The organism is Salinicola sp. MH3R3-1 (genome assembly GCF_001937155.1).
Lineage (GTDB): Bacteria > Pseudomonadota > Gammaproteobacteria > Pseudomonadales > Halomonadaceae > Salinicola > Salinicola halophyticus.
Genome location: NZ_MSDP01000001.1, coordinates 133312 through 156557 on the forward strand (window position 1 = coordinate 133312; position 23246 = coordinate 156557).

The 23246-nt window shown below is 62.2% G+C and carries 23 protein-coding genes; 13 read left to right on the plus strand and 10 right to left on the minus strand.

Annotated elements, in window-relative coordinates; translation table 11 throughout:
- Positions 1–82: 82 nt before the first annotated feature.
- The 5 genes from BTW08_RS00610 (at position 83) to BTW08_RS00625 (ending at position 3093) form a co-directional block, all read left to right on the plus strand.
- Positions 83–592, plus strand: a complete 510-nt coding sequence (locus BTW08_RS00610) for a DUF6438 domain-containing protein (protein ID WP_075560567.1) — start codon at positions 83–85, stop codon at positions 590–592.
- A 166-nt stretch (positions 593–758) separates the two neighbouring features.
- Positions 759–932, plus strand: a complete 174-nt coding sequence (locus BTW08_RS19070; protein ID WP_157957535.1) for a hypothetical protein — start codon at positions 759–761, stop codon at positions 930–932.
- Positions 933–1088: 156 nt separating this feature from the next.
- Positions 1089–1625 carry a gamma carbonic anhydrase family protein gene (locus tag BTW08_RS00615; protein ID WP_075560568.1) on the plus strand — a complete coding sequence of 179 codons (537 nt, stop codon included), beginning with the start codon at positions 1089–1091 and terminating at the stop codon, positions 1623–1625.
- 148 nt (positions 1626–1773) lie between these two features.
- Positions 1774–2100, plus strand: coding sequence for a thioredoxin family protein (locus BTW08_RS00620; protein ID WP_075560569.1), 327 nt, complete (start codon positions 1774–1776; stop codon positions 2098–2100).
- Between the two features lie 60 nt (positions 2101–2160).
- On the plus strand, positions 2161–3093 hold the full coding sequence (locus tag BTW08_RS00625) for a DUF808 domain-containing protein (protein ID WP_075560570.1): 933 nt from the start codon (positions 2161–2163) through the stop codon (positions 3091–3093).
- Between the two features lie 44 nt (positions 3094–3137).
- Here BTW08_RS00625 and BTW08_RS00630 read toward each other — a convergent pair whose 3' ends face one another.
- Positions 3138–3713: a gamma-glutamylcyclotransferase gene (locus tag BTW08_RS00630; protein ID WP_075560571.1), complete on the minus strand. Its 576-nt coding sequence runs from the start codon at positions 3711–3713 to the stop codon at positions 3138–3140.
- A gap of 223 nt (positions 3714–3936) precedes the next feature.
- Here BTW08_RS00630 and BTW08_RS00635 point away from each other — a divergent pair, with 223 nt between their 5' ends.
- Positions 3937–4587 carry a hypothetical protein gene (locus BTW08_RS00635; protein WP_075560572.1) on the plus strand — a complete coding sequence of 217 codons (651 nt, stop codon included), beginning with the start codon at positions 3937–3939 and terminating at the stop codon, positions 4585–4587.
- A gap of 25 nt (positions 4588–4612) precedes the next feature.
- Here BTW08_RS00635 and BTW08_RS00640 read toward each other — a convergent pair whose 3' ends face one another.
- From BTW08_RS00640 to BTW08_RS00655, 4 genes are all read right to left on the minus strand, one after another.
- A complete protein-coding gene (locus BTW08_RS00640) occupies positions 4613–4885 on the minus strand; it encodes a hypothetical protein (protein ID WP_075560573.1) in 273 nt (90 codons plus the stop codon).
- A gap of 125 nt (positions 4886–5010) precedes the next feature.
- Positions 5011–6384, minus strand: coding sequence for a nucleobase:cation symporter-2 family protein (locus BTW08_RS00645; RefSeq protein ID WP_075560574.1), 1374 nt, complete (start codon positions 6382–6384; stop codon positions 5011–5013).
- A 107-nt stretch (positions 6385–6491) separates the two neighbouring features.
- A complete protein-coding gene (locus BTW08_RS18755) occupies positions 6492–7028 on the minus strand; it encodes a YkvA family protein (protein WP_083627608.1) in 537 nt (178 codons plus the stop codon).
- 166 nt (positions 7029–7194) lie between these two features.
- Positions 7195–8175, minus strand: a complete 981-nt coding sequence (locus tag BTW08_RS00655; protein WP_075560575.1) for an AraC family transcriptional regulator — start codon at positions 8173–8175, stop codon at positions 7195–7197.
- 79 nt (positions 8176–8254) lie between these two features.
- On the opposite strand from BTW08_RS00655, the gene BTW08_RS00660 reads away from it, so the two are divergent.
- From BTW08_RS00660 to BTW08_RS00670, 3 genes are all read left to right on the plus strand, one after another.
- Positions 8255–9487 (plus strand): MFS transporter, encoded by a 1233-nt coding sequence (locus tag BTW08_RS00660; RefSeq protein ID WP_075560576.1) that lies wholly within the window; start codon positions 8255–8257, stop codon positions 9485–9487.
- A 242-nt stretch (positions 9488–9729) separates the two neighbouring features.
- A complete protein-coding gene (gene pgm / locus BTW08_RS00665) occupies positions 9730–11394 on the plus strand; it encodes a phosphoglucomutase (alpha-D-glucose-1,6-bisphosphate-dependent) (RefSeq protein ID WP_075560577.1) in 1665 nt (554 codons plus the stop codon).
- 12 nt (positions 11395–11406) lie between these two features.
- Entirely contained in the window at positions 11407–13170 is a 1764-nt protein-coding gene (locus BTW08_RS00670; RefSeq protein WP_075560578.1) for a DUF4153 domain-containing protein, read from the plus strand.
- A gap of 55 nt (positions 13171–13225) precedes the next feature.
- Here the strand turns inward: BTW08_RS00670 and stpA are convergent, their stop codons facing one another.
- The gene (gene stpA, locus BTW08_RS00675) at positions 13226–14500 is read right to left on the minus strand and encodes a glucosylglycerol 3-phosphatase (RefSeq protein ID WP_075560579.1); all 1275 of its coding nucleotides are present in this window, start codon (positions 14498–14500) and stop codon (positions 13226–13228) included.
- Between the two features lie 298 nt (positions 14501–14798).
- Here stpA and BTW08_RS00680 point away from each other — a divergent pair, with 298 nt between their 5' ends.
- On the plus strand, positions 14799–15287 hold the full coding sequence (locus tag BTW08_RS00680; RefSeq protein ID WP_075560580.1) for a pyridoxamine 5'-phosphate oxidase family protein: 489 nt from the start codon (positions 14799–14801) through the stop codon (positions 15285–15287).
- Positions 15288–15444: 157 nt separating this feature from the next.
- Positions 15445–16482 (plus strand): CNNM domain-containing protein, encoded by a 1038-nt coding sequence (locus BTW08_RS00685; protein WP_075560581.1) that lies wholly within the window; start codon positions 15445–15447, stop codon positions 16480–16482.
- 34 nt (positions 16483–16516) lie between these two features.
- On the opposite strand, the gene phnE (BTW08_RS00690) is transcribed toward BTW08_RS00685, so the two are convergent.
- The 4 genes from phnE (BTW08_RS00690) to phnD form a co-directional block, all read right to left on the minus strand.
- A complete protein-coding gene (phnE, locus tag BTW08_RS00690) occupies positions 16517–17329 on the minus strand; it encodes a phosphonate ABC transporter, permease protein PhnE (RefSeq protein ID WP_075560582.1) in 813 nt (270 codons plus the stop codon).
- Entirely contained in the window at positions 17326–18126 is an 801-nt protein-coding gene (phnE, locus tag BTW08_RS00695) for a phosphonate ABC transporter, permease protein PhnE (protein WP_075560583.1), read from the minus strand. Before phnE (BTW08_RS00695) ends, phnE (BTW08_RS00690) begins: the two co-directional genes overlap by 4 nt.
- Positions 18123–18914, minus strand: a complete 792-nt coding sequence (gene phnC / locus BTW08_RS00700; RefSeq protein ID WP_075560584.1) for a phosphonate ABC transporter ATP-binding protein — start codon at positions 18912–18914, stop codon at positions 18123–18125. Before phnC ends, phnE (BTW08_RS00695) begins: the two co-directional genes overlap by 4 nt.
- A gap of 62 nt (positions 18915–18976) precedes the next feature.
- Positions 18977–19987, minus strand: coding sequence for a phosphate/phosphite/phosphonate ABC transporter substrate-binding protein (phnD, locus tag BTW08_RS00705; protein WP_075560585.1), 1011 nt, complete (start codon positions 19985–19987; stop codon positions 18977–18979).
- A 232-nt stretch (positions 19988–20219) separates the two neighbouring features.
- On the opposite strand from phnD, the gene zigA reads away from it, so the two are divergent.
- Together zigA and BTW08_RS19410 are read left to right on the plus strand one after the other, a co-directional pair.
- On the plus strand, positions 20220–21422 hold the full coding sequence (gene zigA, locus BTW08_RS00710) for a zinc metallochaperone GTPase ZigA (protein ID WP_075560586.1): 1203 nt from the start codon (positions 20220–20222) through the stop codon (positions 21420–21422).
- A 473-nt stretch (positions 21423–21895) separates the two neighbouring features.
- Complete coding sequence (locus tag BTW08_RS19410; protein ID WP_075560587.1) at positions 21896–23212, plus strand: PAS domain-containing methyl-accepting chemotaxis protein; 1317 nt, start codon at positions 21896–21898, stop codon at positions 23210–23212.
- Positions 23213–23246 lie beyond the last annotated feature (34 nt).

Sequence of the window (23246 nt, forward strand, 5' to 3'; positions counted from 1 at the left end):
GACGTCCATAGGGAGCCGGCTGCTTTCTTCGGTCGGCTTCGAGCGAGCCGGCTGCCACCATTGAAACGCCGAGGGAAATGACATGACACGACAAACCGCCTGCTGTCTGGCGATGGCATGGGTCGCGCTACTGATCGCCGGATGCAGCCAGCAGCGAACACTCTCAGGCAGCGAGCCGACAGCAAACGCTTCGCCGGTGACCGAGATCCGTTATCAGGTCGGGCCGTGTCATGGCATGTGCCCGGTCTACAGCCTCGGCCTCAGTGAGGACGGCACCACCCGCTTCCATGGGGAGCAGTTCACGGCTCTCGAGGGCGAGCGGGTACGGGTCAGCGATCCCGGGCGCTTTGCGCTTGTCAAACGCCAGCTTTCTTCGTGGCAGCCAGCCATGGGAACAACAATCGACACGCCGGACTGCGGCCCGCGTGCGACGGATCTTTCCCACTACACGGTCACCTGGACGAACAGTGAGGGTGAACAGGCCGTGCTGAACCATGACAGCGGCTGCCACTCGGAAGACGCTCGGAGGTTGACGGAAGTGCTTCGTTCCGTGCCCAAGACGGTGGGAATCGAGGCGTGGGTGGAGCAATGATCGCTGGCTGACTGCGATGGAAGGCTGGCTGAATGAGAAGGTCAGCGGCATTCGACCATTCCGAGCTTGACGAATGGCAATCTGTTTAGCATGCTAACTAGGCGTCGCGGCAAAACGTCGCAGGGCGTCTTTTTATTCCAGTAGTGGTCATGAAAGAGGAGTGGTCATGAAAGCGTTCAATAAACTGTTTTCGATGTTGGCCGCCATCGTCGTCTCCGCCGTATTGCCGTTTTCCATGGCTGCGGAGAGCGAAGCCAGCCAGCATCAGAATTCCTACAGTGGCACCAGCGTTACCTCCTCCGTGACCAGCGAGGACAAGCAGGACGACGAGCCAGTCTGAATGCCGCGTGAAGGTGCCGAATGATCGAGAGCCCCGGTATCAGATCGGTAGCGGGGCTTTCTCGCGTTCCCGGGCCTGTCTCTAGCGCTAAAGTCGGCTGGCAGTGAACGCCGGCGCAGGCGAGGATGGGTTCACTTTCCCCGACGGAGCCCTGACATGCCTGTCTATGCCTATTTCGATGCGGTACCGACGCTACCGGACGACAACAGCTACTGGATCGCGCCGAGCGCCCATGTCATCGGTCAGGTCGAACTGGAAGCGGACGTGGGCGTGTGGTTCAACGTGGTGATTCGTGGCGACAACGATCGGATCGTGGTCGGCGAGGGTAGCAATATTCAGGAAGGCTGCATGCTGCATACCGATCCCGGTTTCGTGCTGCGTGTCGGTCGGGGCTGCACCATTGGCCACCACGCGATCCTTCACGGCTGCACCCTGGGCGACAATACATTGATCGGCATGGGCGCGACCGTGCTCAACGGCGCCGAGATCGGCAATAACTGTCTGGTGGGTGCCAACGCCCTGGTGACCGAGGGGAAATCCTTTCCGGACAATTCGTTGATCGTCGGCGCGCCGGCCAAAGCCGTGCGCACGCTCGATGACAAGGCGGTCGAGGGGTTGAAAGCGTCGGCGGCGCACTACGTCGAGCGCTGGCAGGCATTCGCTCGCGGGTTGAAACGTCTGGACGTCGATTGACGCTCGCCTCCCGATCCGGCTTGCCCGAACCGTCGTCTCGCCGCGCTTGCCATTGACACCATGACGAAACCCTCGCTGTCGGCGAGGGTTTCGTGTTTTTACAGCTACAGTGTCTAGGGCGCGAGGCAATCACGTTCGAGGAGAGAACATGACTATCGATTACACCACCGACGAACCCGACCGGGAGTCGCTGCGCGACATTACCGGCCCGGCAGTCGTTGAATTCGGCGCGCCCTGGTGCCCTTGGTGTCAGGCTGCCCAGCCACTGATCGCCGAAGCGTTCGAGGGGCTCGATGATCTGCCGTATTTCAGGATCGAGGACGGCAAGGGCCGACCGCTCGGGCGGGCATTTGGCGTCAAACTCTGGCCGACGCTGATCTTCCTTCGTGACGGCGAAGAGGTTGCGCGTTGCGTGCGGCCGGAGTCGGCAGAACCCTTGCAGCAGGCGTTGGCGAAAATCGTCACGTCTCCTTGAGAATTTCCGCTACGCTTGGCGCTCTCGCCCGTTTCTTGACCGACCGATAGAGGATTCTTCGTGGCCGCAGGCAGTCTACTGACACTACTCGACGATATCGCCACGTTGCTCGACGACGTCTCCCTCATGACCAAGGTGGCCGCCAAGAAAACGGCAGGTGTTCTGGGCGACGATCTGGCGCTCAATGCCCAGCAGGTCACCGGCGTTCGCGCCAACCGTGAACTGCCGATCGTCTGGGCGGTGGCGAAAGGGTCGCTGCGCAACAAGCTGATTCTGGTGCCGGCGGCGCTGTTGATCAGTGTGATTGCGCCCTGGTTGATCACGCCGCTGCTGATGGTGGGCGGTGCGTTTCTCTGTTACGAAGGCGCGGAAAAGCTGGCTCACAAGTTTCTGCATGGTGGTGCCGAGGCGAGCAAGGAAGACGTCCGAGCTGCCGCGCAGTTGAAATCGAAAGAGGAGCGGCTGGCGTTCGAGAAGGACAAGATCAAAGGCGCCGTACGCACCGATTTCATTCTCTCGGCGGAGATCATCGCCATCACGCTCGGTTCGGTGGCGAGTGCCAGTTTCACCCAGCAGGTCGTGGTCCTGGCGATCATTGCGATTGCCATTACTGCGGTCGTCTACGGCCTGGTAGCCGGTATCGTCAAACTCGACGATCTCGGTCTCTATCTCACCGAGCGAGCCTCGTCGCTGGCGAAATCAATCGGTCGCGGGATTCTGTGGGCCGCCCCCTATCTGATGAAGCTGCTGTCGATCGTCGGCACCATCGCGATGTTCCTGGTCGGCGGAAGCATCCTGACGCACGGCGTCCCCTTCATTCACCATGCCATCGAGGATCTTGCCGAGCTGCCCGGTGATATCCCGGGTGTCGGCGCGATCATTCAACCGCTGACGCCGATGCTGTTGAACTTCAGCTGCGGTCTGATCGCCGGCGCGATCGTGCTCGGCGTGGTGCAACTGATCAAGAAACTCAGATCCGGCAACGGTCACTGACGAATGGCCTGATCACCCGCCGTGCGAGTGATCGGAGACACCCTTCACTCCGCGAGCAGGGCGCGCTCCAGGGCAAACACATGGGCGTCCTCGAACCCCAGCTCGCGTAGCGCCGCGGCGAGGTTGAGCAGATAGTCCCGGTTGGGGCCGCTCGGGCCATGCGATTCAGCGATCTGCCGGGCCATGGCTGCTTCATCGGCGGGGCCGAGATAGGCGGCGTTATCCTCCCCGGCCAGATACACCACACCCTCGGCCTGCTCGACATCGTCTGCGGAGCCATCCTCGAAGCTCATCTCTGTCACGACGCGCAAGTAGCCGTTCTTCTCGCGGATATCCAGCGGCTCGAACACGCTGGGGGGAATGCGGTAGGCCATGCCGTGGCAGATGGCCTCGGCGTCCGGCACCAGCGTTACCACCCGCCCCGGGGCTTCCGGCGTGCCGCGATGGTCGTGAGAGCCTTGCCAGAAGCGCCGCGTCCAGCCGCGAATCGAGGCCGGTCGACGCTCCAGATAGTCGAAATCTGCCTTCCAGATCAACGATCCGTAGCCGAATAGCCATACCGAGTCGTGGTCGTCGAAGTAGGTCATCCGACGGTTGTGGGCAGTGGTATCGAAAGACATGGGACTCCGGTGTGAAACGCTGAAGAATGGGCAATATGAGGTGGCAAGCGGTGTATCTCAAGGCCGGTCGCTGGCAGCTGCCTTCGCGACTCGCTGACGACACTCCCTGCGGATTTGACAGCCGGCGTGATGGTGCCATGTTGAAGCTCTATCATCTTTAAAGCTCTATCATCTTTGGAACTCTATCGCCGTTGAAACTCCGTCTTCGCTTCCAGCAGCTAGCATGGCCAGTCAAAAACGGATCATCGAGACGCTGATGCAGCGTCATGGGCGAACCTTCGCCAGTGAGCTGGGCGTCGATCTGCGCAGGAACACGCCGTCACCGCTGTTTCGTCTGCTCTGCTACTCGCTGCTGACCAGTGCGCCGATCAGTGCCGATCTGGCGATGCGCGGTGCCAAAGCGATGGCCAAGGCCGGCTGGACGACGCCGCAGAAACTGAAGGCCAGCGACTGGGCAACCCGGGCGCGGGTGCTCAACGAATCCGGCTATGCGCGCGTCGACGAAAAGACGGCGACCCAACTGGCGGACATGAACGCCGCACTGCTGGAGACGTACGGCGGCGATCTGCGCAAGCTGCGAGAGGAAGCGGAAGGGAGCCCGAAGGCGCTTCGCAAGCGACTCAAGGCGTTCAAGGGAATCGGTGGCACCGGGGCCGATATCTTTCTGCGCGAGATCCAGCTGGTCTGGGACGAGTGCTATCCCTACGCCGACAAGGCCGCGCTTTCCGCCGCCGAGAAGCTGGGACTCAAGGCCGATGCCACCAAGCTCGCCAACAAGGTCTCGCGGGAGGATTACCCCAAGCTGATGGCGGCACTGGTACGCTGCAAACTGGCCAAGGACTCTCAGGGCGTGCGGGACGCAGCCGAGGCCTGAGCTTTCGTCTGCGCCGCTGATCGATTTACCACTGGCGCTGGGAGTCGCTCAGCCACTTGCCGGCCGGTCCGATACCGTCGGTACACCAGGGTTCGCTCAAGCGTGTGATGAAGAAACGGGTCTTTTTGCCGAAGGCCCGGTTCAGTCGAGAGCGCAGGAACTCGATCGGGTCGGTCGACTCGATCAGCCAGGTCGTGCGAAACAGCGGTATGGACTCGAAGCGTTTGAGCATCGATTCCAGTCGGTGGCTGTCCATTCTTCCCAGCGGCCTGTCGAATGTCAGGCAATAAATGCCCATGGCATACTCCTTGCTGCCGAGTTGGCCCAATTTCATTCACGTCTAACCAATCCAGGGTAGACCGATCGGCGATGGGTTGTCTTCACCACCGGTGAAATCTTGCCAATCATTGTCGAGACACGCGGTCATCGATCGTTGCTGGAGTCACGGCTCTCTTTGGGCAACACGAGATTGAGCACGATCGACGCCAGTGCCCCCGGGATCAGCCCCGACTCCAGCAGTACCCTGATCTGCTGGGGCGCGCCTTCGTACAGCCCGCTTTGAGCCGGCAGACCGATTGCCAGCGCCAGGGAGATGCCGACGATCAGCATGTTGCGCTTGTTGAAGGCCGCGTGGGAGAGCATTTTCACCCCGGCGCTGGCGATCATGCCGAACATGATGATTACCGCTCCGCCCAGAACGGCAGCCGGAATCGCCGATACCAGCGCGCCCAGTTTGGGAACCAGACCCGCCACGACGAGAAACCCGCCGCCGATGGCGACGACGAAGCGGCTGGCGACACCGGTGAGGGCGACCAGACCCACGTTCTGACTGAAACTGATCTGAGGGAAGGCGCCGAAGAGTGCCGCGAAGCTGCTGGAAAGACCGTCCGCCATCACGCCACCGGACAGTTCGCGTTTGGTGGCCTCGCGCTCGGCACCGCCGATCGCCGTTCCGGAGATATCGCCGATCGATTCGGCGCAGGTAACCACCGACATCAGCGTGATCGCTACAATCGCCGCCGGGTCGAAGCTGATGCCGATTTCGAACGGCATCGGCAGTTGGAACCAGCTCGCCTCACCGACCTTTGAAAAATCGAGCAGACCGAAAGGTGCCGCGACCACGCAGCCGACCAGAATGCCGATCAGCACCGCGGCTTCGGAGAGAAACCCGCGGCAGAACTGGTGAAACGCCACCGTGACGATGAAAACCAGCGCGGCCAGCAACAGATGATGCGGTGCCCCGAAATCCTCGGCACCGACGCCGCCGCCGACGTAGGCAAAACCGACCGGCAGCAGCAAAATGCCGATCAGCAGCACGAAGGTGCCGGATACCACCGGCGGGAAGAAGATGCTCAGGCGTTTGTAGAAAATCCCTACCACCGCCATGGCCAGACCGCCGATCAGCGCCCCACCGAAGACCGCCGGCAGGCCCTGGGCCGCGGCGATCGGGATCATCACCGGCACGAAGCCGAAACTGGTCCCCATCACGATCGGCAGGCGCGCTCCCAGCGGGCCGATACCCAGCGTCTGGACCAGCGTGGCAATGCCCGCCACGAACATCGCCATCTGCACCAGGAACACGGTATCCGCACCGGACAGGCCCGCGGCGCCGGCGATGATGAGTGGCACGGCAGCATTGCTGACGAACATCGCCAGCACATGTTGTATACCAAGTGGAATGGCTTTTCTCAGCGGCGGGAAATAGTCGACGTCGCGTAACCGACTTTCGCTGTCTTCAGCATGGTGGCGGCCTTGGCTGTCCGAATTTCGACGCGCCGCGGCGGTGTCATGAGTCATTGAATACTCCAAAGTCTTTTGTTGTTGTCTCTCTTTGGCGATCTACTCTAGAGCGTTTTTGTGTACAAAAAAAGTCGCTGAACCGGCAAGAGGCGACCGGTACGATTTCATGTCTCGCGTTCGTTTGGCCACCAGTGCGCCAGGGCGGACTCCGCCTGAAGCTTGATGTCTTCATCGATGTAGATCGACACCGCCACCAGCGCTGCGGCCAGGACGCTGGCATCGTCGGTGTAGCCGACACCGACGATGAAATCGGGAATCGCGTCCAGCGGCGAGATGAAATAACCCAGCGCACCGATGATGGTCGATTTGGCCCAGAACGGCACGTCGGGGCGCCTGAGCACGAAATAGAGCTGCAGCGCTTTCAGGGCCACCTCGCGGCCGGCGCGCTTGCCGAAGCGAGTCAGCTTGCGCCAGAAGCGCTCGTCGCTGTAGACGCCCTGATGCGCACTCACGTCCTGAGGGGCGACGGCCTCTGTTTCGAGGGTCTGTGTCTTAAAGGCATGTGTCTTAAAGGCCTGTGTCTTAAGGGGCCGTGTCTCGCCGGGCTCCGTCGGCAGCCGAATGGTGTCGTCGTGCACGATATCGCCCGGAGCTTCGGGCGTTCGCCCGCGAAAAAGTCGGTCACGGTTAAACAGGGGCATGATGGCGATCCGTCGTGGCAGGCAGTCGCTACAGTCTAGTGAGAACGGCGGAGGCGGCACAACGATCGCGGAAAGCGTCCGTGACGGTTCGCGCCTGACATGATGGACGCCGGCTTCTTCGCCGGGTAGATCACGCCGATGGCGTGGCGCCACAGTGAGTTCCTATTCATCGGTGGCTGCGAACTGCCCCCGGCGTCCTGCCCGTGGCGCGCTTGAACGCGCGACTGAACGCGGCTTGAGACCCGTAGCCCAGGCGCCAGGCAATCTGATCGATGGATAGCTGCCGCTCGGCGATCCACTGCGCGGCCAGGCGCATCCGTAACTGGGTGACGTAGCCGAGCGGCGAGACGCCTAGCGAGCCGCGGAAGCGTTCGGCGAACACCGAGCGCGAGCTGCCCATTTCTGCCGCCATCGCAGCGACCGTCCAGTCGCGTCCGGGCTCGCGGTGGACGGCGGCGATGACCTTGCCCAGGCGCGGGTCCCGCAATGCCTCGATCCAGCCGCCGATATCGGCGCAGTCGCACTCGACCCAGCCACGCACGATGCTGGCAGCCACCACATCGGCCAGCCGCGAGAGAATGCCGGCGGCGCCAGCCCGCTCGAGACTCGCTTCGCGCGCCATCGCCTCCAGCATCGGCAGCATCTCCGGGTAGCGCGAGAGCAGGGTGCCGACATGCATCACCGCGGGCATCAGCGTCAACAGCGGCTGCATACCGCCCAGATCGAACTGCATGCAGCCGCTGAACAGGCGTACCGGTGGCGTGCCGTCCAGCGTGTCGGGGCATTCATTGACGCAACTGAAGTCATCACACAGCGGCAGCGCGTCGATCTGTTCGATGTCGCGGCTCTTTACCTCGGACGACGAGAGCAGACAGTGCTGGCCGCCCCGGGGCAGCAGCACGGCATCGCCTGTCTCCAGAATCTGTTCGTCACCGCCGAGCCGTAGCAGGACAGGCCCCTGGGCGACGAAATGAAATTGCGCACAGCGGATATCGGTATCGAAACGGATGCCGAAAGGCGGGGCTATCTGGACGCGCCGATAGTTCAGCCCGGACAGCCGCATGCCCAGCAGCAGCTCATTGATCCATTCGCTGGAGCGCAACGGAGCATCGACGGGCGCAATGATTTCGGACGTTTGATCAATCATGCCGGAGTTTTAGTGATAGAGGATCCTGCGATACTACTTTAGTCTAGGCGTCATCCCAAGTCTTGATTGGAATCTCGAAATGACGACGCCAGACACTCAATTCTCGACGCCCGAGCCGCCCACGCCATCGCTTTGGGTCGCCGTGTTTTCACTGACGATGGGCGTTTTCAGCCTGGTGATGGCGGAATTTCTGCCGGCCAGCCTGCTGACCCCGATGGCGGACTCGCTGGCCATCAGCGAAGGTCAGGCCGGGCAGGCGGTCACGGTGACGGCAGTGGTTGCGCTGCTCTCCGGCTTGCTGGTGACCTCCGTGACGCAGCGACTCGATCGTCGCCACGTGCTGCTGGGATTCTCCGTGCTGATGATCGCTGCCAATCTGGTGGTCGCGTTCGCGCCGCACCTGGCCTGGCTGCTCGTCGGCCGGGTACTGCTCGGCGTGGCGCTGGGCGGGTTCTGGGCACTGTCCGCCGCTACGGTGATGCGGCTGGTGTCGGAGCATGACGTGCCGCGGGCGCTGTCGCTGCTGTTCACCGGAGTCCCTATCGCCACCATCAGCGCCGCCGCGCTGGGCAGCTATCTCGGCGATATGATCGGCTGGCGCAACGTGTTCCTGCTGGCGACGGCACTGTCGGTCGTGACGCTGGTCCTGCAGTATTTCACCCTACCGCGAATGGAGCCCGGACGGCCGACGCCGCTGGGTACGCTGGTCAGCGTGATGAAGCGACCAGGCATGGCGGCCGGCATCGTGGCCATTCTGCTGGTGTTCTGCGGGCATTTCGCGTTCTTCACCTATGTCCGTCCGTTTCTCGAAGGCGTTTCCCGCATGGGCATCAACGAGCTCTCGTCGACCCTGTTGGCGTTCGGTGTCGCCAACTTCGTCGGCACGTTGGCCGCGGGTTACCTGCTCGAGCGCAGCCTGCGTCTGACACTCTTGATGATGCCGCTGATCATGGGCGTGATGGGCTGGTTGCTGGCCACGCTGGGCGGCTTCTCGATGACCACAGATGCCATCATGGTGGCGCTGTGGGGCTTCGCCTTCGGCGCCGTGCCGGTTGCCTGGTCGACCTGGATCACCCGGATCGTGCCGGACGAAGCCGAGAGCGGCGGTGGCTTGATCGTGGCCTCGATTCAGTTGGCGATCGCGCTGGGGGCCGCCGTCGGCGGGGTGATGTTCGATATCAGCGGCGTGCTGGGCGTGTGCGCGACGGCCGGCACGCTGTTGCTGGCCGCCTCTGCGCTGATCCTGGTGGCCGTCAGGACGCGGCCGGAGGCAGCGGCCGATCGCGATGCCGTGGCGACCAGCTGCCAGTAACGATTGACAAAGCCTGCAGTCCGGCCGACCGGGCCGGATGGCTGGCGCGGATGGCTGGCGCGAGTGAATGGCGCGGATGGCTGGCGTGAGTGAATGGCGGGGATGAGCAGATCGGATGAGTGGGGGATGACCGTAGGCTTCAAATAGACCGGCAGCATGGACGAGCTCATCTTGCTTGTCGGGCGGGGATGATGGTCTGCTATAGGGAATCTGTCCCCAAGGACCATCGAAAGGAACCGACGATGAGTATCGATCCCCAAGCAGGACGCTTGCCCGACGAACACAGCCTCGCCAATATCCCACGGCTGGTGTCGCGCTATTACAGCGAACGCCCCGATGTCAGCGATCCCGGTCAGCAGGTCGCGTTCGGTACCTCCGGCCATCGCGGCTCGTCGCTGAAGACGAGCTTCAACGAGTGGCACATTCTGGCCACGACCCAGGCGATCTGCGAGTACCGCGACACTCAGGGCATCGAGGGGCCGCTGTTCATCGGCATGGACACCCACGCGCTGTCCGAGCCGGCGTTCGTCTCCGCGCTGGAAGTGCTGGCGGCCAACGGGGTCGAGACGCGAATCGACGCCGGCTGCGAGGAAACCGGCGGTGACGTCGGCTTCACGCCGACGCCGGCGATCTCCAACGCGATTCTGGTCTACAACCAGGGCCGCACCGGCGGCTTGGCCGACGGCATCGTGATCACCCCGTCCCACAATCCCCCCACGGACGGCGGCTTCAAGTACAACCCGACCAACGGTGGCCCCGCCGATACCAGCGTGACCAAGTGGATCCAGGAACGCGCCAATGAACTGCTCGCCGCCGGGCTCGAGGGCGTTCGGCGGATCAGTTACGCCGAAGCGCTGAAAGCGCCGACGACCCAGCGTTTCGATTTCATCGACAGCTACGTCAGCGGCCTCGACAAGGTCATCGACATGGCCGCGATTCGCGACTCCGGGCTCAAGTTCGGCGTCGATCCGCTGGGCGGCGCCGGCGTTCACTACTGGCCGCGGATCGCCGAAAAGTACGATCTGCCGCTGGAGGTGATCTCCACCACGGTCGACCCGACCTTCCGCTTCATGCGCGTCGACTGGGACGGCAAAATCCGCATGGACTGCTCGTCGCCCTACGCCATGGCCGGGCTGATCGAGAACAAGGATCGCTTCGATGTCTCGTTCGCCTGCGACACCGATCACGATCGTCACGGCATCGTCGCCCGTTCCACGGGATTGCTGAATCCCAACCACTATCTCGCCGTCGCCATCGAGTATCTCTTCACCCATCGCCCGAACTGGAGCGACAAGGCGGCCATCGGCAAGACACTGGTGTCGTCGTCGATGATCGATTACGTCGCCGAAGGCATCGGCCGAGAAGTGATCGAGGTGCCGGTAGGCTTCAAGTGGTTCGTCGACGGCCTGATCGATGGCAGCCTGGGTTTCGGTGGCGAAGAGTCCGCCGGCGCCTCGTTCCTGACACTCGATGGCAAGCCCTGGTCCACCGACAAGGATGGCCTGATCCTGGGCCTGCTGGCCGCCGAGATCACCGCCGTCACCGGCAAGGATCCGGGCGAACGCTACCAGGCATTGACCGAGCGCTTCGGTGCGCCGGTCTACGAGCGTGTCGACGCACCGGCCAACCGCGAGCAGAAAGCCAAGCTGGGCAAGCTCTCACCGGAGCAGGTGACCGCCGAGACGCTGGCCGGCCATCCGATCACTCGCAAGCTCACCGAAGCGCCCGGCAATGGCGCCGCCATTGGCGGGCTCAAGGTCGTCACCGAGGCCGGCTGGTTCGCTGCGCGCCCCTCCGGCACTGAAGACGTCTACAAGATCTACGCCGAAAGCTTCGAAGGCGAAGCGCACCTGAAGCAGATTCAGCAGGAAGCCAAGGCGCTGGTCGACGAGGTGCTGGCGATCTAGGCAGCGAACCGTATGTCGGCGCGCAGCAAAGAGCGCTGGCGGCAACGCCTGCGAGAGATGGCCAGCTATCGGGAGGTGCTGTTGCGCTTCCCGGTAGTGATCGCGTGGCTTCTGGCCGCGACGTTCGTCGCCAACCTGTTGATCGAAGAGATCGGCCCGGCGGATGCCGCGTGGCGCGTGCTGCTGGGTCTCGCGTGTGCCGCGACGGCCGCGCTTTCGGCCACGCTGGGTTTCGAGGCCGTGACGCGCCGGCGCGAGGGGGTCGGGCCGGGCGTTCGCCAGCTCGCGGCGGCGATCGCCGGGGCATGCGGGTTCTGTCTGGTCTGGTTTCAGGACGCGTTGCATACCTCGACGTGGCTGCTGGCGTTCGCGCTTGTCGCGCTGATTCCGGTCGCTCCCTACCTGGCGGGGGGCAGCGGGGAATCGTTTCGGGGGTTGCTGGGTCGCCTGACCTTCGCCTTTCTGCTCGCCGCCATTGGCTGGAGTCTGCTCGGGGGCGGTATCTCGCTGGTTCTCGTCAGTCTGAACCTGCTGTTCGGGCTCGAGGTGCCGTTCGAGCTCTATGCGCACCTGGCGGCGATGACGGCGCTGCTGTTCGCCCCCCTGTTCTGGTTGGCATTGATACCTCGGAGATTCGATCTCGCCGCCGACTGCCGTCTCGATACGCTGTCGGCCAGAGCGGTCAGCGTGCTCGGCGAGTGGGTCGCCGCGCCGCTGATTCTCGTCTACGCCGTGATCCTGCATGTCTATGCCGTGAAATGTCTGCTGGTTGGTGCGCTTCCCAGCGGTCAAAGCGGCTGGCTTGTCTCCGGGTTCGGTATCTGTCTGGTGACTGCGCTGGTGATCTGCCGGCCTTTCATGCGCGGGGCGCGGGCGCTGACGGGTGCTTTCCTGCGCTATTGGCCGTGGTTGTTGCCGGTGCCACTGCTGTTGCTGACCATGGCGCTGATACTGCGTATCGGGGCCTACGGCGTGACACCGGAGCGCTATCTGTTGGCGGCGCTGGCGCTGGTGCTGGCGATCATCGCGGCGTTGCAGAGTTTTCCGCGTTGGCGAGGCGATATTCGACCGATGGCCGCGATTCCCGTGCTGGCGATGCTGTTGGCGAGCTTCGGCCCGCAGGGTGCCGAGTGGACATCGATTCGCAGCCAGAGCGAGCGCTTTCTGGCGATCGTCGAGCAGCCCGCGAGAAATCCGCAGCAGACCGGCGAAGCCCTGGCGGCGCTGGGTTATCTTCGGAATGTCGACGCGCTGGCGCGGGTGGCACCGGCCGGCGCCAAATTGTCGAACGACACGTCATCGAATGACACGTCGTCGAGCCAGAAGGCGCCGAGCCTTGAAACGGTGGCGCGATCCTGGGGGCTTGACCCGTCGACGGTCGGGGGTGCCGGCAGCGGATCCCTTTACTTCTCCCGCGTCTACATAGGCGCGGCGGGGATCGCGCTGGAGGGCTTCGATCTGATGCTGAGCGGCGTCGATGTGTCCGCAGGCCTTGTGGCCGAGGTGCCTTTGCCATCGGGGCGGATGCTGCGCCTGCAGTTGGAAGGGCAAACGTTACGGGTCTCTTCGGCGACCACAACATCGCGTTTCGATCTGCCTCCCGAGATGACCGCGACATCGAGCGGCACTGACAGCGAGCCGGAGTTGGTCACGCTGCGCCAAGACGGCGTGCGGCTGGGGCTGGTGCTGGAAACGGTCAGCGGTTCCAGCAACCCCGTGCCGACGCTGGATCATTTCTCCGGCACGATACTGGTAAACGCGAAGGACTGGCGCTGATCTAAGTTGTCGATCGACGATTTCGAATCAACGCCCCCGAATCGACATCTTCGAGTCACCGCCGCGCGACCAGCTCGCAGAAAAAGTCGATGTACTGTTCGTGACCGCGGGGGAAAATCACATCCAGCTCGAGGGCGTCATCGGGATCGCTGATCCCCTCCAGCGCCGGCCAGAGTTCGACGCTCGGGTCTTCGCCGTGTCGCGCCAGCCGCTCGGCATCGACACCGGCACGGCGTACTTCGCCGCCGCTGCTGTCGATGTAGAGCACCCGGTTGCCGCTGGCGAAAGCCTTCCCCAGCTGCTGGACCAGCGTCAGAAAGCCGCGGTCGCTGCCGCCACGCTGTCGCTGCGATCCGGCGTTGGAGTCCTGTGTGAATGATGTCACGGTGTCGCCGACGCCGACGAGGCGTGGCATCAGCGCTGGATCGAAGTGATCGCGCGCCAGCGCCAGCAGCGCGGCGTGATCGCGAGGCGCTTCCCGGGCGTTGAAGCTCTCGCCCAGCGGATATTCACCGGTGTGGCGATGGTAGTAGCGGTTGAGAATGATCAGCACGCCGACTTCCTTGACGGCGCCACGCAGCATCAATTGGAAATCGGTAGTGCCGGCGTTGCCATTGGCAACGCCGTCGCTCTCGCGCAATCGTTCATTGCCGTTGTCGTCCTGGCCCGCATTGGGGGCGTAGTGGACGAAGAAGGCGTCATCGAGACCGGCCTGATTGGCAGCGTCGAGGCGCTCACGCATGAAGTCGGCGACGGCGGCCTGTAGCGTCCGGTAATGCGCCGGATCGGCCCGCCAGTGGTGATGGAAGACGTTCAAGTTGAGCGTCGGCGACGCCAGGTTGTCGAGCACCGCGGCGGCGATCAGATCGCGCCGCACGTCCGGCGGCAGCGAGTAGGGCGGCCGGGACAGCAGCGATTCGAGAAATGCTTCGGCCTGAGCGGGAAACGCCTTGAGGAACGCGAGCTCGGCGTCGGTGACGCCGGGATGGCTGACATTGCCGAAGCGATCCTGCCACTGCACGCCGCCGGCGGCCAGGCCGGGCAGATAACGCCCCTGTTCACCGGCGCGGTCCCGGGTTTCGAATAGCGCCTCGACGATGCCGTTCACGCCGCGCGAGCCGATATGCTCGCCGTTGGTCAGCACGTAGAAGTGGCCATCGAGCCGGCGCGCGGCGTCGAGATAGCGACGCTCCAGGCGTCGAGTCAACGGATCGCCGACCAGACCCATGCAGACGCCGTCGAGATCCTGAATGATCAGCAGGTTGTCGGTAGCCGCCAGTTCGTCCAGCAGGGCGGCGTGGTCGAGAGAGAAGGGACGAGTCAGGGACATGATGAGCGTCCGGGTCGAAGGCGAATGAATGAGGGCGAATGATGCAGGCTCGGAGCCACGGTTCGTCACCAGTATAACGGCAGCGGCCGCAACGAATAGCGCGGGTTTGCCCGACCGGGAAGGCGCGACTAGGCTGCTATGAGTCTTTACCGGTCGCCGTGGTGATGGCCGATCGAAAGACGCGTCGATCGCAACGACGCCAGATAGGTTAGCCGCAAGACGCTCACGCCCGGATGGCGTGTTGATCGCCCGAAACGGGGACAACCCCCGGATAGGGCAACATTAGCAGGAGGCAATAATGTCCAGTCCCGAGCATAAGCAGAAGATCTGGAAGCTGATCGAAAAGATCAAGGTCGGTATGTTGGTTACCCTAGACGATGGCGTGCCGCGTTCACGCCCCATGCATCTGGTGCAGGATGCCTACGACGGTACGCTCTGGTTCTACACCCGGCGCAGCGCGGAGAAGGCATTCGAGGCGAAAGCCGATCAGGATGTCTGTCTTTCCTTCTCGGATCAGGATGACGGCGTCTACGTATCGATGTCGGGTACGGCGCGTCTCAATCATGATCCCGAGCTGATCGAAAAATACTGGAATCCGTTCGTGGCGGCGTGGTTCACCGGTGGCAAGGAAGATCCCGATATCACCATGATGGAGATCGACATCCATTTCGGCGAGCACTGGCAGTCGCGGGACAGCAAGACGTTCCAGCTCTACGAGTTCGCCAAGGCCAATATCAAGAAGGATCACAAGCCGGATATCGGTGAAAACGAGAAATTCGGTCACTGACGTCTGTCGCCTTTTCAGGCACTTTGTCTACTCAACGCCGCCAATGTCTCGCGACATTGGCGGCGTTGACGTTAGAAGCGGTGCGTCAATCGGTATCATTGACAGCCGTGCGCCAAGTCAGGATAAAGAGTCCTCACAAGTCACATAGCGACCCCCCATGTTTCTGCTGACGGCATTCGTCGTTCTCTCGATTGGTTTTTCCTTCGTCTGTTCGGTGCTGGAAGCCGCGCTGCTTTCGCTGACGCCGAGCTATATCGCGCAGCTCAAGGACACCCGCCCCAAGCTTCACGATAAGCTCAACAAGCTCAAGTCCAACATCGATCGGCCGCTGGCGGCGATTCTGACCCTCAACACCATCGCCCATACCGTGGGGGCGACCGGCGTCGGTGCACAGGTAGCGGTCGTGTTCGGCGATGCTCACGTGGCGATCGCCTCGGCGTTGATGACGTTCGGCATCCTGATTTTCTCGGAGATCATTCCCAAGACCATCGGCGCCAGCTACTGGCGAGCCTTGGCGCCATTTCTGCCGCGGATTCTGCGCGTCATGGTACTGGTGCTGCTGCCCTTCATATGGCTTTCGGAGATGATCACCAATCGCATCGCCAAGAGCGAGAATGACATCGATATGCGCGGCGAGATCAAGGCCCTGGCGCGGATCGGGCTAGAGGAGAAGGCGCTGGATCCGGACGAGACGCGCACCATCACCAATATTCTCAATCTCCACGAGATCCTGGTGAAGAACGTCATGACGCCGCGAACGGTTTGCGAGACGGTGACCCCCGATATGACCGTGGCCGATTTCGATCGTCGCTACGGCAAGACCCCGTTCACGCGTTTTCCGATCATGGATGGTGCCGAGGACGCGCTGGGTTATATCCACAAGGCGGATACCTATCACGCCGAAGACGAGCAGACGCTGAAGTCGCTGATGCATCCGGTTTCCACCGTCGACGAGGCCGATAGCGTCGAGCATGTCTTTGCCGCCATGCTCAAGAATCACAACCACATGCGCGTGGTCTACGACGACCACGGCAGTTGGGTGGGGGTGATTACCATGGAAGACGTGATCGAGACGATCCTGGGTCAGGACATCGTCGACGAGACCGACAACGTCCACAACCTGCGCAAGTACGCCAAGCAGCGCTGGTTGAAGCGAATCAAGCGCGACGAATCCGCCCTGCCGCCGCCGACCTGAAGTCGGCGGCGGCCCTCCATTGCCGGGGGCAGAATCAAATGACCTTCTTGCGCAGCCAGGCGGCCAGCGCTTCGCCCAGAATCACCAGCGCGATGATCGCCAGCAGAATGGTCGCCACGGTCTGCCAGGCCAGCGTATCGATGGCGCCCTGCAGGATCACGCCGATGCCGCCGGCGCCGACCAGGCCGAGCACGGTCGATTCGCGCAGGTTGATGTCCCAGCGCAGAATGCTGATCGCGAAGAAGGTGGGAATGACCTGCGGCACGATGGCGTAGAGCACCACCTTGGCCCGCGAGGCGCCGGTGGCTTCCAGCGCTTCCACCGGGCGGCGGTCGATCTCCTCGATCGCCTCGCCCAGCAGTTTGCCGAGAAAGCCGATCGACCGGAACATGATCGCGATGATTCCGGCCAGCACGCCAGGGCCGAAGATCGCCACGAACAGCAGCGCCCAGATCAGCGTGTTGACCGATCGGCTCGAGACCAGAATGAAACGCCCCAGCCATAGCGTGAAGCGGTTGGGCGTGGTGTTCTGGGCCGCGATATAGGCGATCGGCAGCGACATGAATACGGCGACGAAGGTGGCGATGGTGGCGATGTTGAGCGTCTCGACCAGCGCCCACAGGATCGCGCGGATATTGCTCACATCCGGCGGCACCATGCGGCTGAACAGATCGCCGACCTGGGCAGGGGCGCCCCACACCCACGGCCAGATGATATCGATGCTCTCCACGGCCCATACCACGGCAGCGCCCACCACCAGCATCATGGCAAGGCGTTTCCAGCGCTGCTGCGGGGTATAGCGTGCCCAGGTGCGTTCGGCTACGTTCGGGGTCGTCTGGATGGTCATCCGATGTTCCTCCTGATGCGCCCGCTGACCGCTTCGCTGATCAGGATGACGCCGATGATCACCAGCGTGATCGCCAGCGCGAAGTCGTAGTCGTAGCGTCCGAAGGCGTTCATCAGCGTCGAGCCGATCCCGCCGGCACCGACGATGCCGACCACCGCCGAGGCGCGCAGGTTACTGTCGAGCTGATAGATGCCCAGGCCGATCTGGCGCGGCATGATCTGCGGCAGCACCGCGAACTGCAGCACGCTGATGTAGCGCGTGCCGCTGGCGCGCAGGGCCTCCACCTGGCCCCAGTCGATCTCCTCGATGCGCTCAGCCAGCATCTTGGCGACGAAGCCGATCGAGTAGAGCGTCAGGGTCAGAATGCCGGCCACCGGGCCGAACCCGACCGCCTTGACGAACAGGATCGCCACAATCACCGGGTGGAAGCTGCGCGCGATGATAATGATCGCACGCCCCAGCAGGTAGATCGGCTTGGCGGCGATATTACGCGCCGCCATGAAGGCGATGGGAACGCTCAATGCGAGTCCCAGCAGCGTCGCCAGAATCGCGATCTGCAGACTCTCGAGAAAACCGTCGATCAGCAGCTCGTAGCGATCGAAGTTGGGCGGGAAGGCGCCGGAGAAGATCCGCGCGGCGCGGGTCATGCCCTGGCTGATGCGATCGAGGTCGAACGGCAGGATCGAGATCGCCCAGATCGCATAGACCACGACCCCGATGACCAGCCCCCAGCGCAACAGCGGGTTGGCAATGAACGGCGGCTTGCGCCAGGTGCGGCGTTCGCTCGTCGCGTTCATGACATGACCGCCTGTGCCTGGCCGGCATCGGCCTGCCGGCGATCTTCACCCGGCGTGCCGTTGTAGACGGCATCCATCGCCTCCTGATCGAGATCGGCCGGCTTGCCGTCGAAGATCAGCTTGCCGAACCGCATGCCGACGATGCGCTGGGTATATTCCCGCGCCTCGGCCACGTTATGGATGTTGATCAATACCGGCAGCGAGAGCTCCTGGGCGAGGGTCTGCAACAGTTCCATGATCTGACGGGAACTGACCGGGTCCAGTGAAGCCGTGGGTTCGTCGGCGAGCAGGATCTCCGGCTGCTGCATCAGTGCCCGTACCACGCCGACACGCTGACGTTCGCCGCCGGACAGCGCGTCGGCTCGCTTGTTGGCATAGTGGGCGATACCTACGCGCTCCATCAGGTGATAGGCGCGCTCGATGTCCTCGGCCGGATACTTGCGCAGGGCAGCACGCCAGTAGGGGATGTAACCCAGGCGTCCGCACTGGACGTTCTCCATCACCGTCAGCCGGTCCACCAGATTGAAGCCTTGGAAGATCATGCCGATCCGCCGGCGCGCCTTGCGCAGCTCTTCCCGCTTGAGATGGGTCAGTTCGAGACCGTTGAGCTCGATACTGCCTTCCGTGGGTTCCACCAGCCGATTGATGCAGCGCAGCAGCGTGCTCTTGCCCGCCCCCGAGGCGCCGATGATCGAAACGACCGATTCGCCGGCCACGTCGAGATCGAGCCCGCGCAGCACCGGCTCGCCATGGCCGTAACGCTTGACCAAATTCTGAATGCGCAGCATTGGGATTCCTCGTGGCTGACGGCGCCATCGTCCTTCATGACAGAAAGCGCCGTCAGGCCGGGTTATTCGACGTTTTTCTGGGAGTAGACAACGCCGTTGGCATCCTGGATGTCACGAATGACTTCCCAATCCTTCTGGTAGGTGACCGGCACGAACTTGGTCACGCCGTCGAACTCTTCGCCCAGCTCCGTCCCTTTCATGTCGAAGCTGAAGAACGCCTCCTTGATCTTGTCGATCAGCTCCGGCTTGAGGTTATTGGCGTAGGTATAGGAAGTGGTAGGGAAGCGCTTGGATTCGAAGATGATCTTGACCTCATCCGGGTCGTATAGCCCGCGCTCGGCCATGCGATCGACCACTTCGGAGGCCACCGGTGCGGCGTCATAGTCACCCGCGACCACACCCAGCATCGATTGGTCATGAGAACCCGAATAGACCACTTCGTAATCCTCGTCCGGGGTGATGCCCTGCTTGGGGAACAGCGCGCGAGGCGCCAGGTTGCCGGAATTGGAAGTCGGCGAGGTGTGTGCCACACGCTTGCCCTTGAGATCGCTCAGCTCGTCGATGCCGCTGTCCTTGCGGGTATAGACCTGCAGGGTGTAGCCGAACTCGCCGTCGTCGCTGCCCATGATCGCGAAGGGCACCGCGCCTGCCAGGTTGACCGCGAACGGGGTCGGCCCGGTTGAGAAGCCGGCGACCTGAATGCGGCCGCTGCGCATCGCTTCGATCTCGGCGGCGTTGGACTGTACGGCGTAAAAGCGCACGTCCTTGCCGGTCACGTCGCGCAAGTGTTCGATGAACGGTTCCCAGATGTCGGCATAGATCGCCGGATCCTCGACCGGGGTGTAAGCGAAGACCAGCGGATCGGGATCGAGGTACTGGGACTCGTCGGTCGGCGCATCGGCGACCAGATCGCCATCGGCATCGCAGTACATCGGCGCCAGATCGCCGCGTTGCGGGCATTCATCGGCGGCCTGGGCCGCGAAGGCGAGACCGCAGCCGAGCGTCAGCGTGGCCAGGAAGGAGAGAGGAAGGCGTAGTGAGCGTGATTTGGATCGTTTGAGGCGTCGTAGCATGGCAGCGTCTCCTGAGACGGAGGTTGTTATAAGCGACACCGGCCGCGCATGTTGTGTATCTGGTTAGGCTGCGTTCGGTGTCATCGTTTTGTCACAGTGTGCGCAATATTCGGCGAAAAGCGCATTCGACTTTCGCTAATGACCGCTGCTCATGTTCGTTTTCGAGCAATCAATCAGGGTTGCCGCTGTATTTGTTACGATATAACATAATAAAAAATCATTGAGATTTCTCATGCAACCATTACCCGTTACCGTCCTGTCCGGTTTTCTCGGCGCCGGCAAGACGACCGTTCTCAATCACCTGCTCAACAACCGCGACGGCCGGCGCATCGCGGTGATCGTCAACGACATGAGCGAGATCAACATCGACGCGGCGCTGGTCGAGCGCGAAGTCGACTTCAATCGCGCCGAAGAGAAACTGGTCGAGATGAGCAACGGCTGCATCTGCTGCACGTTGCGCGAGGACCTGTTGATCGAGGTGAATCGGCTCGCCGACGAGGGGCGCTTCGATTATCTGGTGATCGAATCCACCGGCATCTCCGAGCCGCTACCGGTGGCCGAGACCTTCACCTTCGAGGACGAGCAGGGGCGGAGCCTGTCCCAGGTCGCCCGGCTGGATACGCTGGTCACGGTGGTGGACGGCGCGAACTTTCTTTCCCAGTACCACGAAGCCAAGTCGCTGGCCGAAGCCGGCGAGAGTCTGGGTGAAGAGGACGAGCGCAACGTCGCCGATCTGCTGGTCGATCAGATCGAATTCTGCGACGTGCTGTTGATCTCCAAGGCCGACTTGATCGACACGCGCGCCCTCGGCGAACTCGAGGCGGTACTGAAAAGCCTCAACCCCGACGCCGAGATCATCGCGATTGAGAACGGGCAGGTGCCGCTGGAGAGGGTGCTGAATACCGGCCGGTTCAGCTTCGACAAGGCACAGCAGGCGCCGGGCTGGCTCAAGGAAATGCGCGGCGAGCACGTGCCGGAGACCGAGGAGTACGGTATTTCCAGCTTTAGCTTCGAGGCGCGGCGGCCGTTTCATCCCGCGCGCTTTTTCGAAGTGCTCCATGGCGACTGGGGAGACGGCAAGCTGCTACGTTCGAAAGGTTTTTTCTGGCTCGCCAGCCGGCCGCAGTTCGCCGGTCAGTGGAGCCAGGCCGGCGGTATCGCCCATCACGGCTTCGCCGGCCTGTTCTGGCGCGCGGTGCCGGAATCGCGCTGGCCGCAGGATCCCGAGTATCGCGCCTCGATCCTGGAGAAGTGGCAGGAGCCGTTCGGCGACATGCGCCAGGAACTGGTGTTCATTGGCCAGGGGCTGAATGCCGCCGACATTCGCCGGCGGCTCGAGGCGTGTCTGCTGAGTGATGAGGAACTGGCGCGCGGCAAGGACTACTGGGTGACGCTGCCGGACCCGTTCCCCGAGTGGGATATAGCCGCCGTCTGATCACGCTTTCGACGTTTCCAGAATCTGGCCGCCAAGAGTCTGGTCTCCACCGGAGCTTCCCCGATTATCCTCACAAGGGTATCGGGGTTTTTTAGGGCTCGGTGTTTTCTTCAGTACGACATCTCTATTTATCAATATAGCTAGATTCATCGATATCACTAAATTCATCGATATAACTAGCTTGAGTGGAACATCTAAGTGCTCGATTCGTAATACAGGTATTGCCTCGATGCCATTATCCTGAATAAAAGTGGCTTGCGCGCGGCGACTGTCAGCATGACCCTAATATTACTTCGGTTTTTAATTCATGCGCTTAGCTGCCCGAAGACTAAAATTTCGGACAATACTGTCGATATTGATGGCAACGCTTTTAGTCTGGCTGAAACACACTCGCTAATAACGTCGTTTCAGGCCCACCATAGAATTCCAAGTGAGTCGTCAAGAACTCATTGAATAATAAAGGAACGCCGCACATGGCCCTATTTCGCTCGCCGCGTCATCATGAAGCCGTGCTCGATGCCATCCATCGTGCCATGGCCATCATCGAGTTCTCCCCGGAGGGCATCATCCTTACCGCCAATACCAACTTTCTCGATATCACCGGGTATCGTGGCGTCGACTTGATCGGCCAGCACCACCGCCAACTTTGCGATCCGGCACTGGCCGCGAGTCGAGAATACTCGGTCTTCTGGGATCGGCTGCAGCAAGGCGAGTTCATTACCGGTCGTTTCAAGCGCATTGCCGAAGACGGCCACACGCTCTGGCTGGAAGCCTCTTATAATCCGGTCCGCGACCGTCGTGGAAAGATCATTCGCGTGGTCAAGACGGCGACCGACATCACCGCGCGGGTACGCGACGAGCAGGACATGCACAGCCGGCTGAACGCCATCGATCGGGCCATGGCGGTCATCGAGTTCTCTCCCGACGGACACATCCTGACCGCTAACGATAATTTTCTGAATACGGTGGGCTACGCTCTCGAAGAGCTCCAAGGCACGCATCATCGGATATTCTGCGAACGCGATTATGCAGCGAGTCAGAAGTACCGTGATTTCTGGGTCCATCTGAACGCGGGTGAATTCATGTCGGGGCAGTTCAAACGACTCGACAAGCAAGGTCGAACGCTGTGGCTCGAAGCGAGCTATAACCCGGTCTTCGATTCCGAGGGGCAGCTCTACAAGGTGGTCAAGTTCGCGACCGATATCACCGACCGCGTGACACGTGAGAATGAAAGCGCGCAAATGGCCTATCGCATTTCGTCGAACACGGAAACGTCCGCCAGCGACGGTTCGCGTATCATCGACGAGACCATCACCGAAATTCGTTGTATCGCTGATCAGGTTGCGGCTGCCTCGCAGCTGATCGACTCCCTGGCGCAACGCTCCGCCGACATCAGCGCGGTGGTCGAAAGCATTCGCGATATCGCCGAGCAGACCAACCTGCTGGCGCTCAATGCCGCCATCGAGTCGGCCCGTGCCGGTGAGCATGGCCGCGGCTTCGCGGTGGTGTCTCACGAAGTACGCCAGCTGTCGATATGCACCTCCCAGGCCACTCGCGACATCACCGCCACCGTCGCCAGCCTGCGCGATCTCACCCACGAAGTGAGCGGTGGCATGCAGGCCTGTCTGGGCAGCGTGGAAAACGGCGTCCGCATGGCGGGCGAAGCCGGTCATGCCATCGATAAGATTCGTGCCGGGGCCAACGATGTCGTCAGTGCCATTGCTCACGTCACATCGACCCTATCTCACCTCGAAGCTGAGAACGCTCCGACCCTGCGGTGCGCGACATGAATATGGGCATATCGTGATCAGCCCCCGGGGATAT

What these genes read in the sequence shown, in the direction of transcription:
- BTW08_RS00610 (WP_075560567.1), top strand. Translation starts at nt 83, where the DNA reads ATGACACGACAAACCGCCTGCTGTCTGGCGATGGCATGGGTCGCGCTA.
- BTW08_RS19070 (WP_157957535.1), top strand. Translation starts at nt 759, where the DNA reads ATGAAAGCGTTCAATAAACTGTTTTCGATGTTGGCCGCCATCGTCGTC.
- BTW08_RS00615 (WP_075560568.1), top strand. Translation starts at nt 1,089, where the DNA reads ATGCCTGTCTATGCCTATTTCGATGCGGTACCGACGCTACCGGACGAC.
- BTW08_RS00620 (WP_075560569.1), top strand. Translation starts at nt 1,774, where the DNA reads ATGACTATCGATTACACCACCGACGAACCCGACCGGGAGTCGCTGCGC.
- BTW08_RS00630 (WP_075560571.1), bottom strand. Translation starts at nt 3,713, where the DNA reads ATGTCTTTCGATACCACTGCCCACAACCGTCGGATGACCTACTTCGAC.
- BTW08_RS00635 (WP_075560572.1), top strand. Translation starts at nt 3,937, where the DNA reads ATGGCCAGTCAAAAACGGATCATCGAGACGCTGATGCAGCGTCATGGG.
- BTW08_RS00640 (WP_075560573.1), bottom strand. Translation starts at nt 4,885, where the DNA reads ATGGGCATTTATTGCCTGACATTCGACAGGCCGCTGGGAAGAATGGAC.
- BTW08_RS00645 (WP_075560574.1), bottom strand. Translation starts at nt 6,384, where the DNA reads ATGACTCATGACACCGCCGCGGCGCGTCGAAATTCGGACAGCCAAGGC.
- BTW08_RS18755 (WP_083627608.1), bottom strand. Translation starts at nt 7,028, where the DNA reads ATGCCCCTGTTTAACCGTGACCGACTTTTTCGCGGGCGAACGCCCGAA.
- BTW08_RS00655 (WP_075560575.1), bottom strand. Translation starts at nt 8,175, where the DNA reads ATGATTGATCAAACGTCCGAAATCATTGCGCCCGTCGATGCTCCGTTG.
- BTW08_RS00660 (WP_075560576.1), top strand. Translation starts at nt 8,255, where the DNA reads ATGACGACGCCAGACACTCAATTCTCGACGCCCGAGCCGCCCACGCCA.
- pgm (WP_075560577.1), top strand. Translation starts at nt 9,730, where the DNA reads ATGAGTATCGATCCCCAAGCAGGACGCTTGCCCGACGAACACAGCCTC.
- BTW08_RS00670 (WP_075560578.1), top strand. Translation starts at nt 11,407, where the DNA reads ATGTCGGCGCGCAGCAAAGAGCGCTGGCGGCAACGCCTGCGAGAGATG.
- stpA (WP_075560579.1), bottom strand. Translation starts at nt 14,500, where the DNA reads ATGTCCCTGACTCGTCCCTTCTCTCTCGACCACGCCGCCCTGCTGGAC.
- BTW08_RS00680 (WP_075560580.1), top strand. Translation starts at nt 14,799, where the DNA reads ATGTCCAGTCCCGAGCATAAGCAGAAGATCTGGAAGCTGATCGAAAAG.
- BTW08_RS00685 (WP_075560581.1), top strand. Translation starts at nt 15,445, where the DNA reads ATGTTTCTGCTGACGGCATTCGTCGTTCTCTCGATTGGTTTTTCCTTC.
- phnE (WP_075560582.1), bottom strand. Translation starts at nt 17,329, where the DNA reads ATGACCATCCAGACGACCCCGAACGTAGCCGAACGCACCTGGGCACGC.
- phnE (WP_075560583.1), bottom strand. Translation starts at nt 18,126, where the DNA reads ATGAACGCGACGAGCGAACGCCGCACCTGGCGCAAGCCGCCGTTCATT.
- phnC (WP_075560584.1), bottom strand. Translation starts at nt 18,914, where the DNA reads ATGCTGCGCATTCAGAATTTGGTCAAGCGTTACGGCCATGGCGAGCCG.
- phnD (WP_075560585.1), bottom strand. Translation starts at nt 19,987, where the DNA reads ATGCTACGACGCCTCAAACGATCCAAATCACGCTCACTACGCCTTCCT.
- zigA (WP_075560586.1), top strand. Translation starts at nt 20,220, where the DNA reads ATGCAACCATTACCCGTTACCGTCCTGTCCGGTTTTCTCGGCGCCGGC.
- BTW08_RS19410 (WP_075560587.1), top strand. Translation starts at nt 21,896, where the DNA reads ATGGCCCTATTTCGCTCGCCGCGTCATCATGAAGCCGTGCTCGATGCC.